Raw genomic sequence first — 14,931 nt, 5'->3', positions numbered from 1 at the left:
GACGTCAGACATCTCGATCAACAGCCCGGGGGCCTCGCTTGTTGGGCTTCACGGCCCATCACTCAATCGGTGGCCAACTCGAAGAAGCTCACTGATCAGCGGGCCCCTCACCGTCGGATGCCAGCAAGCGGAGACTCCCGCAAGCCTGCCCGTCAGTCGACCGAGTTACCGCTGATCTGCCAGATCGGCTGCCAGACAAAGGGCCCACGCTGCAAGCGCCTCCGGCGGCAAGAGCTCACAGGTCCGTCCGCCGCGCAGAAGGGCCCAGAGGGCGTTGACGCGACGGCGGACTCGCCCGGGCCGCGATCGTACCACCAAGTGGGCTGTGTGGGAGAGCAATGCGGGCATGTTCGCTTTCCGTTCGAGGGATGGCGGGCGGTCAGCTGAGCCGAACGAGTTGGTTGTGTTCGTCGAGGCCGATCGGAAGGCGGTGCCGTTCTGGCGCCTCGACCAAGTCCTCGGTGCCCACAGTGAGCGAGGTGGCGGAGCTGCGCATCCGCTTCAGAAGAGCGGCGTTGTTGTCGGCGCGGGACTCGGCAGGCCGTGCCAGGGGCATGCGTTCGGCGAGCAGCACGAGACGACCGGCGCCATCGGCCCGGGACTCCACTGCGAGGACGGAGAATTCCACGCCGGCGGGAAAGATCACCTCGTCACGTGATCCGGCTCGGCCGAGCACATTCGTGCGCCTCGCGGTGCGGCTCCAGATCGCGTACAGGACGTTCCCGCCGTAGGCGGCCTGACGGCTGCTCGCGGCCAGGAATCCGGGCTCGACGACAGTGGCACCGGGGGCGTACACGTCGAGTGCAGAAGGGGGGAGTTGCGCCGTCCGGTAGGCAATCCCGCTGTGCATCGGCAGCAACCGAAGCCCGGATATCACGCACACAGCCGCGTCCCTGATATGCGGGTTCCGTTCCCGTAGCGCGAATTCGATGCCAGGTAGGTCGCCCTCCAGGTACGAGCGCAGGGCGGCCAGGTCCGAGATGACACCGTCCAGCGGTTCGTGGGACAGCGCGGCGCGCAGGGTGGCGTGTTTTTCCAGTACACGGCCGACAGCTGTGAGGTGGGTATCGTGCCGGGGGCCGATCAGGTCGCGCCAACCGGTCCTTTCGGTGTCCGTGCTCCGGTCACTGCGTCGAACCAGGAGGGTGATGGGCACAGAGGGTTCAAGCTCGGTCTGCTCCGGCTCCTGGGGCGGCAATGTGTTCGCTACCGAGCCGGGGTCCTTGACGACCGGGGCCAGCAGCAACTCCTCCGGTTCTGCCGGTGCGAGGCGGCCTGCCAGGTGGGTGTCTTGCGTGTCCGGGGCTGTATGCGTGGAGGTGCTTGCCACGGACCGGGCACCGGTGCCGGATTCGTTGCCAGCCGAAGATGTGTAGTTGGGCGGTACGGACGGGGTCACGAGCGGGGCTTCCGGGTCAACCCTCCTTACTTCGACAAACGGAGCTGGTGGAAGCATGGGCGACGGTACCTTGTGATGTTCCGAGGCCGGCTCGGTTGTGGGCTGCGTCGGCTCGTAGGTCGGTTCGGCGGTCGCCTGTGGGCTCGGTTCGGCCGTTGGTTCAGCATAAGAGTACGTTGCCTCCGCAGTGTTCGCCCCGGTTGTCGCAGCCGGTGTCGGCGCAGCGGCAGGTACCGGGCGCACAGGGTACACAGCGCGGACAGGGCGCCTTCCGGATAGTTCGGGCACCGACATCGATGCTTTACGTGTGGATGATCGGGCGGTGATGGGGATGGCCACGTCAATGCCCGTGACCGACTGGGTCGCCGAAACCTCGGCGATGGGTGAAGCCGAAGAGACGGACAACGGCTTGAATGGGACGCTGATTGCAGGTGTCCCAGTCGAGCGGACTGGTACGAGTGCCATGGCCAAGGGGCGGAAAGGAACCCATTCCAGTTCCGCCTGCCCTCTTTGACTAACGGTCCGCCTTATGGATTCGCTCGTGGCGACGCTGATCCTCACCCGGTAGCGGTTGGCCAGCATCTGAGCAAAGGAGCTTGAGCCACCGTCTGCCGCCGAGCGCATGACCAGCCGCATTCCCGGCAGCAACGAGGTGTCAATTTTATCGAGAAGAGTCTGGAGCGGCCGTCGTTCCTGCGGGTGTGCAGCATCGCCTTCCACGAAGATTGTTATGGCCTCACGGTCCGGCACCAACGCATCGACGAGTGCGCCGTACTCAGGGTTCTCCTGCCCTGCCATGAGGTAGATGCCTGCCTCAACCCTCGCCAGTATCATGTTCGCTGGCAACGCTCTGGGCCTGTTCTGCAATTTCGCGTTCCACGAAGGCGCCGGCAGCAGCGCTCCTTCCACAGAGTCCGGCTCGCCGGGTGTGAAGCGCACCCAGGGGGCAAGCCTTCCATCGGAGTGCACTCCATGAACGTCGCCGCCAGCTTCACTCAAACGCAGTCCGGCCGTCGGAGCGGTGATCTCCGCGCCAATGTTCTCAGCGAGTTCCCGGATCGACTGGCGTGCCACCTCGGCAGCTGCGACGTCCGGCCAGATCAGCTGGGTCTGGCGAACGGTCTCCCAGGGAAGTTCACTCAGCAGCGTGGTGCAGGCAGACATGAGGAGCGGGTCGAGACCGTTGGCCTGCACGATCACCTTGAAATCAGCACTCGGCCTGATTCCGGAGGCGAACTCGACAAAGCCCGGATCCGGTGCGCCGAGGGGCGCCAGGGTCAGCCCTGCTGCCACACGCCCGATCCTGGCGCTCGGCACGACGGGGTGTCGGCCGTAAGTAGTCAAGGCGCGTTCCCACACAGGCCGGGGGTGCAGAGCACCGTATGGTTCCGGGGTCCGGCCAGGACGTACGCGGTACCATTGCCAGAACCCGCCTCCCCAGATGTCGCCCAGGCCTGAGGTGACGACACGGCCTGGTTCAAGGGTCAGTTGCCCCTGGGTTGCGACCAGGTCGACCCGGTGTTGGGCCGCGAACGATTGGGCCACCCTCATGTCAAGAAGTGGCATCAGAAGGCGTACAGCGCGTGGCGAGTCCGTTGGCAGTACGCTCAGCAAGGCAGCGATTGCGTCGAGGATCGCCTGGCTCGGGGCGCCGACACCGACAGCGACTGCCATACGATCCGACTCGACGGGAATGCTCGCCACCCGGGTCGCATCCTGCACCGAGGGTGTTCCCAAGTAGATCCAGATGCCCGCCGGAATCATCCGGGCCTCCCAGGGGGCGGGCAGGTCGGGCAGCCCGGCCGTCACGTACTTCCACCACCATGGCCTGGTGTTGAACACCCCGCCGGACACAGCACCCGACCATTCGTGCGCCGTCGCGGGCGGGGCGTGCATCACCAGGCCCCCGTCCCCGATTACGGCTCCCAGAAGCGGATCGGGTAGATGCTTGAACCGGGACGTCATGGTGGCCCTCCTCCCAGACTTGTTCACATCCGCGAGCCTGCAACAGACCTGGCCGCTGCGCTCCGCGTACTTCTTCTGTCTCCCAGGGATACGCGGGCTTCCAAGGGCCGGTTCACCGGCGAGGCCGGGCGAACCGTTGGCCCTCCCTGGACGTAAATGCAGGAAACACCCCCGCACCGCGGAGTGAGCCATGAACTCATACACAACCGGCGAGAACCACCGAGTGCTCCACGATGAACCGCGCCACCCTGCCTGCCACGACTCGGACTCGACCCTCTTCCGCGTCTACTGCTCCAACGCGGTCCCCAGCATGCTCCAGACCCGCCCCTACGCCACCGCGCTACTCTCGGCCATTAGCACCTTCCAGGGCACCCCCAACGACGCCGAAGACGCTGCCACCGCCAGTCTGGACCGCTCCCGGGTCATCTACGAAGGCAACCACCGCTTCGTTATCCTGGCGGAAGAAGCCGTCCTGCGCTACCGGATCGGCGACCCCGAGGTGATGGCCGGCCAGCTCGGCAAGCTCCTGGAGCTGATGTCCCTGCCCTCAGTTGCCTTCGGTATCATCCCGCAAACCACCCAGCGTCAGATCTGTCCGCTGGAGACGTTCACGGTTTTCGAAACCGAGCGCGTGCTGGTCGAGACTCTGTCCGCTGAGGTCGCCATCACCCGCCCCTCCGAGATCGTCGTGTACGCTGCGGCGTTCGGCAAGCTCCAGGAGCTGGCCGTCTTCGGGGCCTCTGCCCGCGCCCTGATCAGTGCCGCGATCGAAGCACTCGGTTGACTGACAGCAACTTCGTTCAGGAACTGAAGCTTCCCCCATGATCTTGGACACGTCGTCGTTACGTCGCGAGGGCCTGATCCTGCTGGTGGCGCAGGCGTGTCTCGTGGGGTGTGAGGTAGCCCCAGTGGACGTGCTTGCGCAGGCGGCGTCTGTTGTAGAAGGTCTCCATGAAGTCGAAGATACCGGCGCGAGCGGTCGCGCGGTCGGGCCAGAAGCAAGTGCCGATCTCCTCTTTGAGCACAGCCCAGAAGCTCTCCGAGGCAGCGTTGTCAAAGCAGCTCCCGGTCCGGCCCATGCTTTGCCTGTGCCCCGACAGGCCAATTTTGTCGCGCAGTTGGCGGGAGGTGTATTCCGATCCGCAGTCGCTGTGGACCACGCAGCCGGGCTCCAGGCGGCCCAGCCCGGCGGCCTTGCCGAGCGCGTCGGCGACGAGTTCGGTGCGGTCGTGGTCGGCCATCAAGTAGCCGATGACCTCGCCGCGTGGCTAGGTCCAGCCACGCGGCGAGGTAGAACCGACTCTCGGCGGTGGGGGTTCGGGTGATGTCCCCGACGACCTTCGTGCCGTGACGGGTGGCGGTGAAGTCCCGGCCGATCAGGTCCGGCGACGGGGCGGTTTTGGTGTCGGCCCTGGTCAGGCTGCGGCGTCCGTGGCGCCGGCTGTTCCCGGCGATGCCGTGCTCCCGCATGACCCGTGCCACCCGCTTGCGGTTGACCGGCCGGTCCTTCCGGCGTAGTTCGGCAGTGACGCGCGGGACGCCGTAGTTCCGCCGGGAGGCGAGGTGGATCACCGTGATCTCGTGCGCCAGGGCCTCATCGGCCCGCCGCCGCGCTTCGCGAGCTTCCCGTCCGGCCACCCACGCGTAGTACGTGAAACCGGCGGTCCTCGTCACCTTGCGCAGCAGCGTGACAGGGTAGTTCGCCTTCTCCGCGTGGATGAACCGGCATATCGCTAACCGGTCGCTCTCCTTCGCAAAGAACGCCGTCTTAGGCAGGGGAGTCGATCAGCGTCATCTCAAGGCAGATCGGCAAGCCGTCCGGCTCGGTGTTCACTGTCCTCAAGCACCACGGAGGGATCGCTCCCGGATCCCGCAAGGCGCGCGCTGGAAGCTTGACCATGAGGGAGCGGGAGGAGATCTCGCGCGGGCTTTGTGTCGGCGAGTCCTACCGAACCATCGCTGGCTTCCTGGGCCGTGCGGCGTCCAGAAGTACTTCCACGTCCGGGAAGTGTTGGAAGCAGACGGCAATGCCTTCATTGCGTGCGGCGGTCGCGTCGTGCATCCGTCCAGGTCGCGGGGGATCGGTCCAGAGCGTGCGGCCCTGGCGGTCGGCGATGACGGTGGTCTTGATGGTGTTCCTTACCTTGCTGGATGGGTTCCTTCCGGTCATTCGTAGGATCGGGAGGCCCAGGGGTGCTGGGTATGGCTCATGGTGTTCCTGCCCTCGGTGGCTGAAGCAGATTGGCCGCCCGGCTCCCCGCGACGACTCGGCCGCTAATTGGGATGCGCGAGTGGATCGCTGTGTAAGGACACGTTGGCGAGGTCGTCTGCTGGGTCCATGAACAACACGTCGGCGGAGGTACTCGTGCCTGATCTATGGGCTGGTACGGATGCGGGGAAAGCTCATCATCACTGTGTGGTGATCGATGCCGATGGTACGAAGCGGCTGTCACGACGAGTGGCCAATGACGAGACCGAGCTGCTGGAACTCATGAATGACGTACTGGAGTTGAGCGAGGACGTCACTTGGGCCATCGACCTGAACACGGACGGGGCCGCCCTGCTGATCGCACTGTTCGTCAACCACGGCCAGCGGTTGCTCTACATCCCCGGCCGCACGGTCCACCACGCCTCCGGCTCCTACCGCGGCGACGGCAAGACTGACGCCAAGGACGCGTTCGTCATCGCCGACCAGGCCCGAATGCGCCGCGACCTGCACCCGATGCAGACCGGTGACGAGATCGCGGTCGACCCGCGGATTCTGACCGCCCGCCGCTACGACCTGACCGCCGACCGAACCCGGGCAATCAACCGGCTCCGCGCCCAGATGCTGGAGTACTTCCCGGCCCTGGAACGGGCCTTCGACTACAGCGTCTCCAAGGCCGCGCTGGTCCTGCTCACCGGCTACCAAACCCCGGCTGCCCTGCGCAGGATCGGCAAGAACCGCCTGACCGCGTGGTTGAAGAACCGCAAGGTCCGCAGCGCCGAGAGCGTCGCCGCCACGGCGATCGAGGCCGCTGAGGCCCAGCACACCGCTGTCCCCGGAGAGAGGCTGGCTGCCGCCATGGTGGCCAAGCTGGCGAGGGAGGTGATGACCCTCGACGAGGAGATCGCCGAGACCGACAAGCTCATCGAGGGTCGGTTTCGCGAGCACCGGCAAAGCTGAAGTGATCACCAGCCTGCCCGGCATCGGCACACTGCTCGGCGCCGAGTTCATCGCTCTGACCGGCGGCGACATGACTGCCTTTGGCACCCCCGATCGCCTCGCCAGCGTCGCGGGTCTGGCCCCGGTGCCCCGGGATTCCGGACGCATCAGTGGCAACCTGCACCGTCCCCGCCGTTACAGCCGCCGCCTGCTGCGGGTGTTCTACCTTTCCGCCCAGGTCGCCGCCCGATGCTGTCCGGTCTCCAAGGCGTTCTACGACCGCAAGAGAGCTGAACGCAAGGGCCACAAGCAGGCGATCCTCGCCCTCGCCAGGCGCAGGCTCAACGTGCTGTGGGCCCTCATACGCGACGGACGCAACTTCGAAGTAGGGCCTCTCGCACCCGGAACCGCAGCAGCATGACGCTCTCACGGGCTGCCACCAACTTCGCTTGACAACTTCATTGGGAATCTGCTTCTTCTTGCCCGAGACAAAGGCGCGGTGTCCGCCGCGGCCGGCCACGGGGCGCCGGACCTGGATCTCGGTGGCGTCCAGACGTAGCTCGACACCCTCGGCCTGGGCATGGGCGAACACATCCGCCAGGGCCCGCAGCCGTCTACCCGGACGGTCGGGGACGGCACATCCACGCTCGGCCGGAAGCCCGCGTATCTCTCCGATCGCGTGGGTGATGGTGGAGCGGTCGACATCGAACAGCAGGGCGAAGACAGAGTGCGGGAGATCACGCGCCGCAGATGGATCAGCGTGGCGACCAGCCGGTCGACGAACACCAGCCGATGCCGGGCACCTGCCCCTGCCTCGCGTTTCCTGGCCCCGTCGCGTGCATTTGTGACGACGTCCCTCGACGGCGGCCTGCCACGGAACGGCCAACTCTGCTACCAGGCACCCCAGATGCTGACGGGAGATGCCGGTGAACAGCTGATGCGCGAGAACCGCCCGGTTGACCATGATCACCACGGACATCTCGATTGTCGCCTGCTCGCCGGTCAGCTTCCGCAGCCTCTTCAGTTCCTCGTCTCGGTCGTCGGCTCGCCCGACGACCGAGACCGGATCCGGTGTCCTGCGCGGCGCGGACCTTCTTCACCCAGCCCCGCAGGGACTCCGAGCTGACCCCGAGCTCCCGCGCGGCCTCGGTCACCGTCCGGCCCGACGACCGCACGAGCTCGATCGCGTCCCGCTTGAACTCGTCCGAGTACCGTTTCGTGTACTTGCTTCCCACCTGGCACTGCTCCCTCTGGGCTCTCACGGCCCAGTCTCCAGGTGTCCACGATCAAGGGGAAGCTTCACCCCGGATCACCCCGCCGTACAACGCACCATGACCACGTCGGTACTCAGGCGCCAGGGAGAGCTCGACCAACATCCTCACCGGGCCGCCCACACAGAGCAAGGCATCACCCAGCTCGAACAACGCATCGCGCTGCTCAGTCCGGCACCAGCACGGACAGACAGGCCGACTGGGCAGCCGTGACCAGGGGCCTTCTCGGTCTCGGCTCCGAGGAGGAAGTGACCGCGGAGCACCACGAACAGGCACAGCGGCTCCTCGCGGACCTCTCAAAAAGGAACGCCATTTGTGAGCCAAGTCTGATACGGGGTGTGTTCGCGCGTCCACACACTAGTGGAGTTATAGCTCCGAAGTTCAGTCCCTTCAGTCCCTTTGCGCCTGGAAAAACCCATCTGAGCTGGGCTTTCGCCAGGAACTCAACTGAGGGACCAAACACGGGATAGATGCTGCTTGCCCATCACCGCTCTGCTCCTGGCCGAGAAGCGCTGCTTCTGCCGCCGCGCCGCCGCTGCTGGCTGGAGAGCGTGCCGGGCTGGGCAGAGCCCATAATCCGTCCGTAGTCAGTGCCGCTCCGCAGGCGGATGTCAACCGCCTCCTGACGATCCCCCCAGCCTGTCACCGGCCCCCGGGCCGGTGCCGCGGCGGCCGGCCCGACGTCCGTTAACGGACGGCACGGCGATGTGCTGGGCTGTGGCAAGGACGGCACGGCCGGAATGCTTGCCCTCGTACAGAGACGCGTCGGCCGCCCGCTGAAGCTGCGATAGGTCTGTGGTGCCGAGCGTGTCGGGGGAGGCCGCGCCGACCGACGCGGCGACAACGACGCACTCACCGTCACCGAGAGGGATTGGCTTGCGGAGTATCCGAACGAGCTGTGCCAGGCGGAGCTCCCGACAGCGAGGATTGATCCGCAGAGTCACGGCGAACTCGTCTCCTCCGAGCCTGCCCACGGCAGCGTGTCTCCCTGCCCAGGCAGTGAGCCGCTTCGCCGTGGCGACCAGCACGGCGTCGCCGGCGGCGTGGCCGCCGCTGTCATTGACATCCTTGAAGTGATCCAGATCACATACAACCACCAGTGCGCTGTCCCTATAGCGGCCAAGGATCTTCAGGGCCTTGGCCGTGTAGCCGTCGCGTCCGAGCAATCCCGTCAGGGGATCGCGGCGAGCAACGGCCAGACGGCGGTGCAGCGCAACGACGTGCACACCCCAGCCTGTCAAGGGCACCGCGAGTATGGCAATGAACGGACCACGATGCCCGGTTCGGGCCTGCAAGCGCAGGACGGAGTCCATGCTGGGATCTCCCTAATCCGTTTGTAGGCGGCTCCAGGTGGCCCTCATCGGGCTTCTGGACTGTTTGTTGGAACTGATCACCTCGGTGGGTCCAGGTCCAGGTCCTTGAGACCTGAGTGGGTTTCACGAGGTGGCGTGGACACCAGGGTTGATGCCTGGGGTTCTCCCCGGCCTTGAAGGTCTTACGAGAGAGCGGTACGTCCCTGGTGCCTTCACGACCTCGTGAAACCCACCGGTGTGTCTGGTTCGTTGCCGTGGTGGCGCGAGCCCGCTGCAGGGGGACTTCCTGTTCAATCCGCGAGCCATGAGCTCTGGCGAAGACAGAGGCCCCTGAGACGAGCTGGTGTCACGAACGGCTACCGACATGGCGGACCGGAAGAGTCCTGGGATTAGGACGCCGCGTGACCCGCATGTGCTCGTGTCCTGGCACAACGCCCGAAAACCGGAGAACGTGTGACTGTGTTCTGCGGAATCGACTGGGCAGAGCGGCACCACGACGTCGCCTTGGTCGATGAGGCCGGAGAACTGCTGGCCAGGCGCCGGATCAGTGATGACACCACCGGCTACCAGGTGCTGCTGGAGGCCGAGTACGCCGACGCCCCTGCCACGGCGATCCCGGTGGCCATCGAAACAAGCCGTGGCCTGCTGGTCGCAGCCCTGCGCACCGGAGGTCGGAAGGTCTTCGCGATCAATCCGCTCGCGGATTCCCTCTACCGCGACCGGCGCGGTGTGTCCCGCAAGAAGTCCGATCCGGGCGACGCCCTCGTGCTGGCGAACATCCTGCGTACCGACATGGCCGTCCATCGCCCGCTGCCCGCAGACTCCGACCATGCCCGAGCCGTCGCCGTACTCGCGCAGGCCCAGCAGGATGCGGTCTTGAACCGCCAGCAGATCGGCAACCAGATCCGGTCCTTGCTGCGCGAGTACTACCCGGCCGCGCTGGACGTCTTCCTCGCGAAGCAGGGAGAACTGGCCCGCGGGGAAGCCCAAATCATCCTGGCTATGACGCCCGCCCCGGCCAAGGCCGCCCGGCTGCCCGCGAGCCAACTCCGATCGGCGCTCAAACGCAGCAGCCGGGTGCGTGGAGTCGAGGCAGAGGTTGATCGTCTGCGCAGCGTCCTGCGAGCCAAACACGTCCACCAGCCGCCAGTCGTCGAAGACGCTCTCGGCAAGCAACTGCTCGCTCTCCTGAAGCAGTTCGGAGCGGGCTGCCAAGCCAGCGACGACCTCGCAGTGGCAGTGGAAGCCACCTTTCGCGACCACCCTGACGCGGATATGCTCCCGAGCTTCCCCGGCCTCGGCGTCCAGCTTGCGGCCTGGGTACTCGCCGAGGTCAGTGATGACCGCAGCCGCTTCGCTGACGCCCACGGCCTGAAGGCGTACGCCGGCTCCGCACCGATCACGCGCGCGTCGGGCAAAAAGCACTTCGTCGGAGGCAGGTTCATCAAGAACAACCGTCTCCACCACACCGGCTACCTCTGAGCCTTCTCCTCTCTTCGCTCGTCGCCAGGAGCACAAGCTCATTACAGGCACAGGCGAGAGGTCGGTGACTGGCATGCACAGGCCCAACGGCATCTGTTCAACCGGCTCTTGGGCCAGCTGTTCCACTGCCTCCAGAACCGAGTTCTCTACGCCGAAGACCATGCCTTCACCTCCTCTGATCCGTCATCGTTGGCCGCGGCTGCTTGACTCTTGCGATCCCGAGATGTCTCTCGTCTCGTACGGGATGGGTGGCGGGGGGACAGCCGACTTCTTCTCCGGCTTTTGGTAACGGTTCGGGACGTTCATCAGATCAGCCTGTCGGGGTTGGCCCACACCTTCACAGTGGCCTTGTCCCAGTCCAGGACCCAGCTGCGACGCAGACCGCGCACGGCCCATCCGGTGCCCGAAGCATCCGGCACCGCCGAGCCGGCGGCCCAAAACTGTGCAGCCTGGTCGTAGGCGGCGCGCGCGGCGATCAGAGCATCGCTGGCCCCGGTAGCTGGTCCGGTGAAGGTGTGCAGACCATGCCGGGTCGGATCGGTGGAGTGGTGCATCGGGACATCGACCTCGTAGTAGGAAATTTGATTCATGACATCTATCTCCGGTCGGTTTTGGTGGTGAGAGACCGCTACGACTTTCCGGCCCAGTTGTACGGGGCAGGAATGGCACGGACCGCTCGTCGTGTGCAACAGGGATTGACCTCTATGGGCGCCGACGGGCCATGCTGATGTGACCGATGGCCTCCGCGACGAAACAGGCATCAGGGCCCCGGCGCGGTGGTGCGGGGTGGTGAGCGTGCTCGGTGGCCGTTTCCTGGCCGAGCGCAGTTCCCGGCCATTGATTTCTATGCACTCAACGGGAGGTTCGGGGAGGAGGATGTCGTTATGAATTTGGACGAAGAAGAGCGGGCACAGGTTCAGTCTGCGTAGGGCGAGAGTGGAGGCCGCGGGCCGCCTGAGGACGGCTGGACCGGCGGCGACGAGGGCCAGGTCGGCCACTGCCGCCCCCAGGCGCCGGGCGCCAGACCGGCAACCTGCACCGGTCCAAGCGATACACATGATCTCGGTCAGGAGCCCGTCCACCAAGGACGTTGTCGTCGTACGGAACGGCCCCACTCACGGTCAGCGCCGACAGCTTGGAAAGGCTCAATGAACCACCGCAGGTCTGAGCACGTAGGTGCAAATGCCGGACCAGCAGGCTCAAAGTCGTCCGTTACCGATTTCTCCGAATCAGGGCAGGCACACCAAGCCGGTGCCCTCCATCTTCGTACCGTCCCCAGAGGAGGCGCACCCATGTCGCTGGTAGGTGCACCGCGTACTTCGTCGCAGCTCCCCCCCGAATCCCTGAGCAAGCGCGTGCAGCTGATCAATACAGCAATCCACGCAGGCCAGCACATGCTCGCGGCCAGAGAGGCCTATCGGCTTGCCTGGCGCATGATGGCTGAGTACAGCGTCAATCACGAGTACGTACTGTGCCTACGACAAGTAGGGGCCTACGCTCACTTCCTGGGGGGCTACTATGGGCGTGCAGCACATGAATGCCTTGAGATTGCCCGCGCTTGGGCTGTCAAGGGGGACTACGCGCAGGCCACGGACGACCTGGTCCGTTCTGCAGCGGCCTGGCTACTCATGCCGGCTTCCGAAGACACCAGGCAGCTCGGCCATATCCTGTTGAAAGCGTGGGATCGGACACCCTCACGCACCCGGACCACTGGGCTCATGCACCGTCGCCACAGAGCGCAGATCGAACGCCGGATGTCCGCCCTTGCCCTGCTCAGGACGGAACCCCCGTCAAGATCTGCATACAGTGTGCCTTTTCTGCTTCACGGTCGCCCCGGCGCGCGAGCGGTGGAACCCACCCCAAAGCCTGAACCGTGTAGCCGCGCGGTTTCCCCCTGTCAGGAAGTGGTGCGCTGCACCGAGCCAGATCAGACTCACTCCTGGAAAACGATGACAATGTACCAAGAAACGAATGCAACGGATACTCTGGACATGGCGTCCCTGTTGATCGCTGCTTACTGCCAGCACACACATCTGTCCGAAGACACGCTCCAGTCGTCCCCTCGGACCAGTCGGCGGCAGAGCCCGGCGGCTGGACCTCAGGACGCCAACCGGGCGCCCTCGGCCGGCCAACTGGGCGGAGCCGCTCCCAACGCCGACGGCAGTGGGCCGAGGATGCCGTCTGCGTGGGTCCGGCGCCAGACGGAGGACACTCTGGCCACCGAGGACGACCCGCAGAAGCTGTTCACGGAGGCCTGCCTGCACGGGCTGCGCGCCAAGTTTTGCGACGACGTCGACTCCCTGGCTGACTTCCTCCCGCCGCAGGTGGCGGCCATGGCGCGCAAAGTGGCCGACGCCCTTGAAGTGCCCCAGCCAGCCACCGTGTGACAGGCGCTGACTGCGGTCACGTGCAAGCAGCCAGGGATGGTTCCATGAGACGATCCGAACATGGGCGCAGCGCACAGTGCCTTCAACGGTGCGACAGCCGCCGATCGGCTTCCTCGAGTACAACTTCGGCGGGCGTGCGACGGGTTTTGTCCGCCGACCTGTGCGGTGCGCCGACGGACATCAACAGTCCACATGCCAGTGACCTGAGTCAGAGATTCGGTGGCAGTAGGCGGCGACCTTGTCGAGGATCTCGTCGGCTGTCTTGGTCCAGATGAAGGGCCTGCGCTGGTCGTTCCAGTCGGCCAGCCAGGCTCGGATGTCACGTTCGAGGGCCTGGAGAGAGCGATGGATCCCGCGCTTGAGTTTCTTCTGTGTGAGCTCGGCGAACCACCGCTCGAACAGGTTCAGCCACAACGCACTCGTGGGTGTGAAGTGAACCGCCCAGGGTTCGGTAGAGATCTCAGATTGTGGTTGTGACCTGAGGTTTCGTGGATTTCATGTGGTGGTTGGTCTCGAACTCGACGGGTGGGACGTGGCCTATCTCACCGTGGAGTCGGCGGTGGCAGTACCAGTCGATCCACTCGGCGGTGGCGAGCTCGACGTGAGAGCGTCTTGCAGGGGCCGACCGGGTTTGATCAGCTCGGTTTTGAACATGCCGATCGTCGATTCCATCAGGGCGTTGTCGTAGGCGTCACGACCGAGCCGATCGATGCCGCGATCCCTGCTCGGTCCAAATGCTCGGCCAGCGCGAACGATGTCTACTGGGTGGATTCAATCGATCGTCGCAACACCGGCTTGTTGGAGTGATCGTAGTTGCTCGTTGAGTGCCTCCGCCGGTGTCTTCCAACCGAGTGTCTTGCGGGGCCGGTTGTTGACCGCTTCGGCGATGGCCTGGTTCAGCCCGGTGATGAGATCGCCCTCCCAGTATCCGGGAACGGCGCGGTCTTCCGCTTCGGCGGGACGCTCACTGATGAGTACCCCGTCGGTGACATGGGCCCATGCCTTCTGCCGGTTGCGTGCCCTGGGCACCCGCAGGGCACGTCCGGTGGGCAGACAGGCCACCAACTCACGCTTGAGCGCACCACGCCCCTCGACGTAGAGCGCCTGACAGATCGCCTCGTGGCTGATCCGCATGTCTTCATCATCGTGGAACTCGACCGGCAGGCGCTGGGCAATCTGCTCCGGGCTCCACGCCGTCGCCCGGCGTCGGTCCCCGCGATGTGGTTTGTTCCGTCCCATCCACGTCGGGCCGGCCGGACCCACTGGCTGACCGTCGACTTCGGTGATGTCCCCGGACAACCGTTCTAAACATAGTCACGCAGCCGCTGATCGCGGACAAGCTTGGCGGCCTTCGGCCGCCAGGCACGGCGTTCGGCGTGCCACTGCGCAGTCGAAGCCCGGTAGTCCAACTTGTAGGTGCGGGCAGACGCGTTACGGCGCAGCTCGCGCGAGACCGTCGACGGATCCCGCCCCAGTCTGCGGGCGGTCTCTCGGCCGCTGGCACCCTGGGCATGCCAGATCGCGATGCCCTCCCGTTCGGCGAACGACAGTTACCGTCCAGAGACTTCGGCTGGAGGACGCGGATTCACACCGCCAGCGCGCCGGAACCATCGGAACCCCACCGGCGCGGACACACGGGCCTCCACACACACATCCTCGGTCTTGACACCACGGGCAATCGCCACCCAGAACTTGACCCTGTCCTCACGCCAGGCCACCGTCGGCCTACCCGGCAACGGAACCTGCCCACGATACGCACGCACCCGCTTCTGATGCTCCAAGACACCCATCGCTTCACCTCTCGATCAAGGTGTTGCGACGATCGATTGAATCCGCCCAGCGACCCCGCGCCCGAGTGATGCATCAACTCGCCCGGGCCTTGACCCTGGGTTTTGGACACCGGAGACACTTGGATCTTGATGGTCCAGGAGAACGGAGTCCCCGTGGGGATGAAGCATTACCCCGCCGA

Annotated in this window: 6 protein-coding genes and 9 pseudogenes; 5 read left to right on the top strand and 10 right to left on the bottom strand. The window is 65.4% G+C overall.

Annotated elements, in window-relative coordinates; genetic code table 11:
* Positions 1-379: 379 nt before the first annotated feature.
* A complete protein-coding gene (locus ACWCPY_RS41845; protein ID WP_451274239.1) occupies positions 380-3,364 on the bottom strand; it encodes a hypothetical protein in 2,985 nt (994 codons plus the stop codon).
* 190 nt (positions 3,365-3,554) lie between these two features.
* Between ACWCPY_RS41845 and ACWCPY_RS41840 the strand changes: the two genes are divergently transcribed.
* The gene (locus ACWCPY_RS41840; RefSeq protein ID WP_451274237.1) at positions 3,555-4,148 is read left to right on the top strand and encodes a DUF5753 domain-containing protein; all 594 of its coding nucleotides are present in this window, start codon (positions 3,555-3,557) and stop codon (positions 4,146-4,148) included.
* A 58-nt stretch (positions 4,149-4,206) separates the two neighbouring features.
* Here the strand turns inward: ACWCPY_RS41840 and ACWCPY_RS41835 are convergent, their stop codons facing one another.
* Together ACWCPY_RS41835 and ACWCPY_RS41830 are read right to left on the bottom strand one after the other, a co-directional pair.
* On the bottom strand, positions 4,207-4,617 hold the full coding sequence (locus tag ACWCPY_RS41835) for a hypothetical protein (protein ID WP_451274241.1): 411 nt from the start codon (positions 4,615-4,617) through the stop codon (positions 4,207-4,209).
* Between the two features lie 190 nt (positions 4,618-4,807).
* Positions 4,808-5,002 (bottom strand): annotated as a pseudogene (locus ACWCPY_RS41830) (IS3 family transposase); the annotation flags it as partial.
* A 260-nt stretch (positions 5,003-5,262) separates the two neighbouring features.
* On the opposite strand from ACWCPY_RS41830, the pseudogene ACWCPY_RS41825 reads away from it, so the two are divergent.
* Positions 5,263-5,307, top strand: a pseudogene (locus tag ACWCPY_RS41825) (hypothetical protein); the annotation flags it as partial.
* Positions 5,308-5,345: 38 nt separating this feature from the next.
* On the opposite strand, the pseudogene ACWCPY_RS41820 reads toward ACWCPY_RS41825, so the two are convergent.
* Positions 5,346-5,510: pseudogene (locus tag ACWCPY_RS41820) on the bottom strand (transposase family protein); the annotation flags it as partial.
* Positions 5,511-5,702: 192 nt separating this feature from the next.
* On the opposite strand from ACWCPY_RS41820, the pseudogene ACWCPY_RS41815 reads away from it, so the two are divergent.
* Positions 5,703-6,930 (top strand): annotated as a pseudogene (locus ACWCPY_RS41815) (IS110 family transposase).
* A 12-nt stretch (positions 6,931-6,942) separates the two neighbouring features.
* On the opposite strand, the pseudogene ACWCPY_RS41810 reads toward ACWCPY_RS41815, so the two are convergent.
* The 3 genes and pseudogenes from ACWCPY_RS41810 to ACWCPY_RS41800 all read right to left on the bottom strand — a co-directional run.
* Positions 6,943-7,473: pseudogene (locus tag ACWCPY_RS41810) on the bottom strand (helix-turn-helix domain-containing protein); the annotation flags it as partial.
* A gap of 115 nt (positions 7,474-7,588) precedes the next feature.
* Positions 7,589-7,744, bottom strand: a pseudogene (locus ACWCPY_RS41805) (transposase); the annotation flags it as partial.
* A gap of 647 nt (positions 7,745-8,391) precedes the next feature.
* Positions 8,392-9,093 carry a GGDEF domain-containing protein gene (locus tag ACWCPY_RS41800; protein WP_451274235.1) on the bottom strand — a complete coding sequence of 234 codons (702 nt, stop codon included), beginning with the start codon at positions 9,091-9,093 and terminating at the stop codon, positions 8,392-8,394.
* Positions 9,094-9,546: 453 nt separating this feature from the next.
* Between ACWCPY_RS41800 and ACWCPY_RS41795 the strand changes: the two are divergent.
* Positions 9,547-10,782: pseudogene (locus tag ACWCPY_RS41795) on the top strand (IS110 family transposase).
* Between the two features lie 98 nt (positions 10,783-10,880).
* Here ACWCPY_RS41795 and ACWCPY_RS41790 read toward each other — a convergent pair.
* Positions 10,881-11,165 (bottom strand): hypothetical protein, encoded by a 285-nt coding sequence (locus ACWCPY_RS41790; RefSeq protein ID WP_451274234.1) that lies wholly within the window; start codon positions 11,163-11,165, stop codon positions 10,881-10,883.
* 1,584 nt (positions 11,166-12,749) lie between these two features.
* On the opposite strand from ACWCPY_RS41790, the gene ACWCPY_RS41785 reads away from it, so the two are divergent.
* The gene (locus ACWCPY_RS41785; protein WP_451274232.1) at positions 12,750-12,962 is read left to right on the top strand and encodes a hypothetical protein; all 213 of its coding nucleotides are present in this window, start codon (positions 12,750-12,752) and stop codon (positions 12,960-12,962) included.
* 180 nt (positions 12,963-13,142) lie between these two features.
* On the opposite strand, the pseudogene ACWCPY_RS41780 reads toward ACWCPY_RS41785, so the two are convergent.
* Positions 13,143-13,400, bottom strand: a pseudogene (locus tag ACWCPY_RS41780) (IS630 family transposase); the annotation flags it as partial.
* A 333-nt stretch (positions 13,401-13,733) separates the two neighbouring features.
* Positions 13,734-14,752: pseudogene (locus tag ACWCPY_RS41775) on the bottom strand (transposase).
* Between the last annotated feature and the right edge of the window lie 179 nt (positions 14,753-14,931).

It is taken from the genome of Streptomyces sp. NPDC002403 (genome assembly GCF_053593015.1).
Note: the sequence above shows the minus strand (reverse complement) of the source record. Positions and strands in the feature narration are given on the sequence as shown.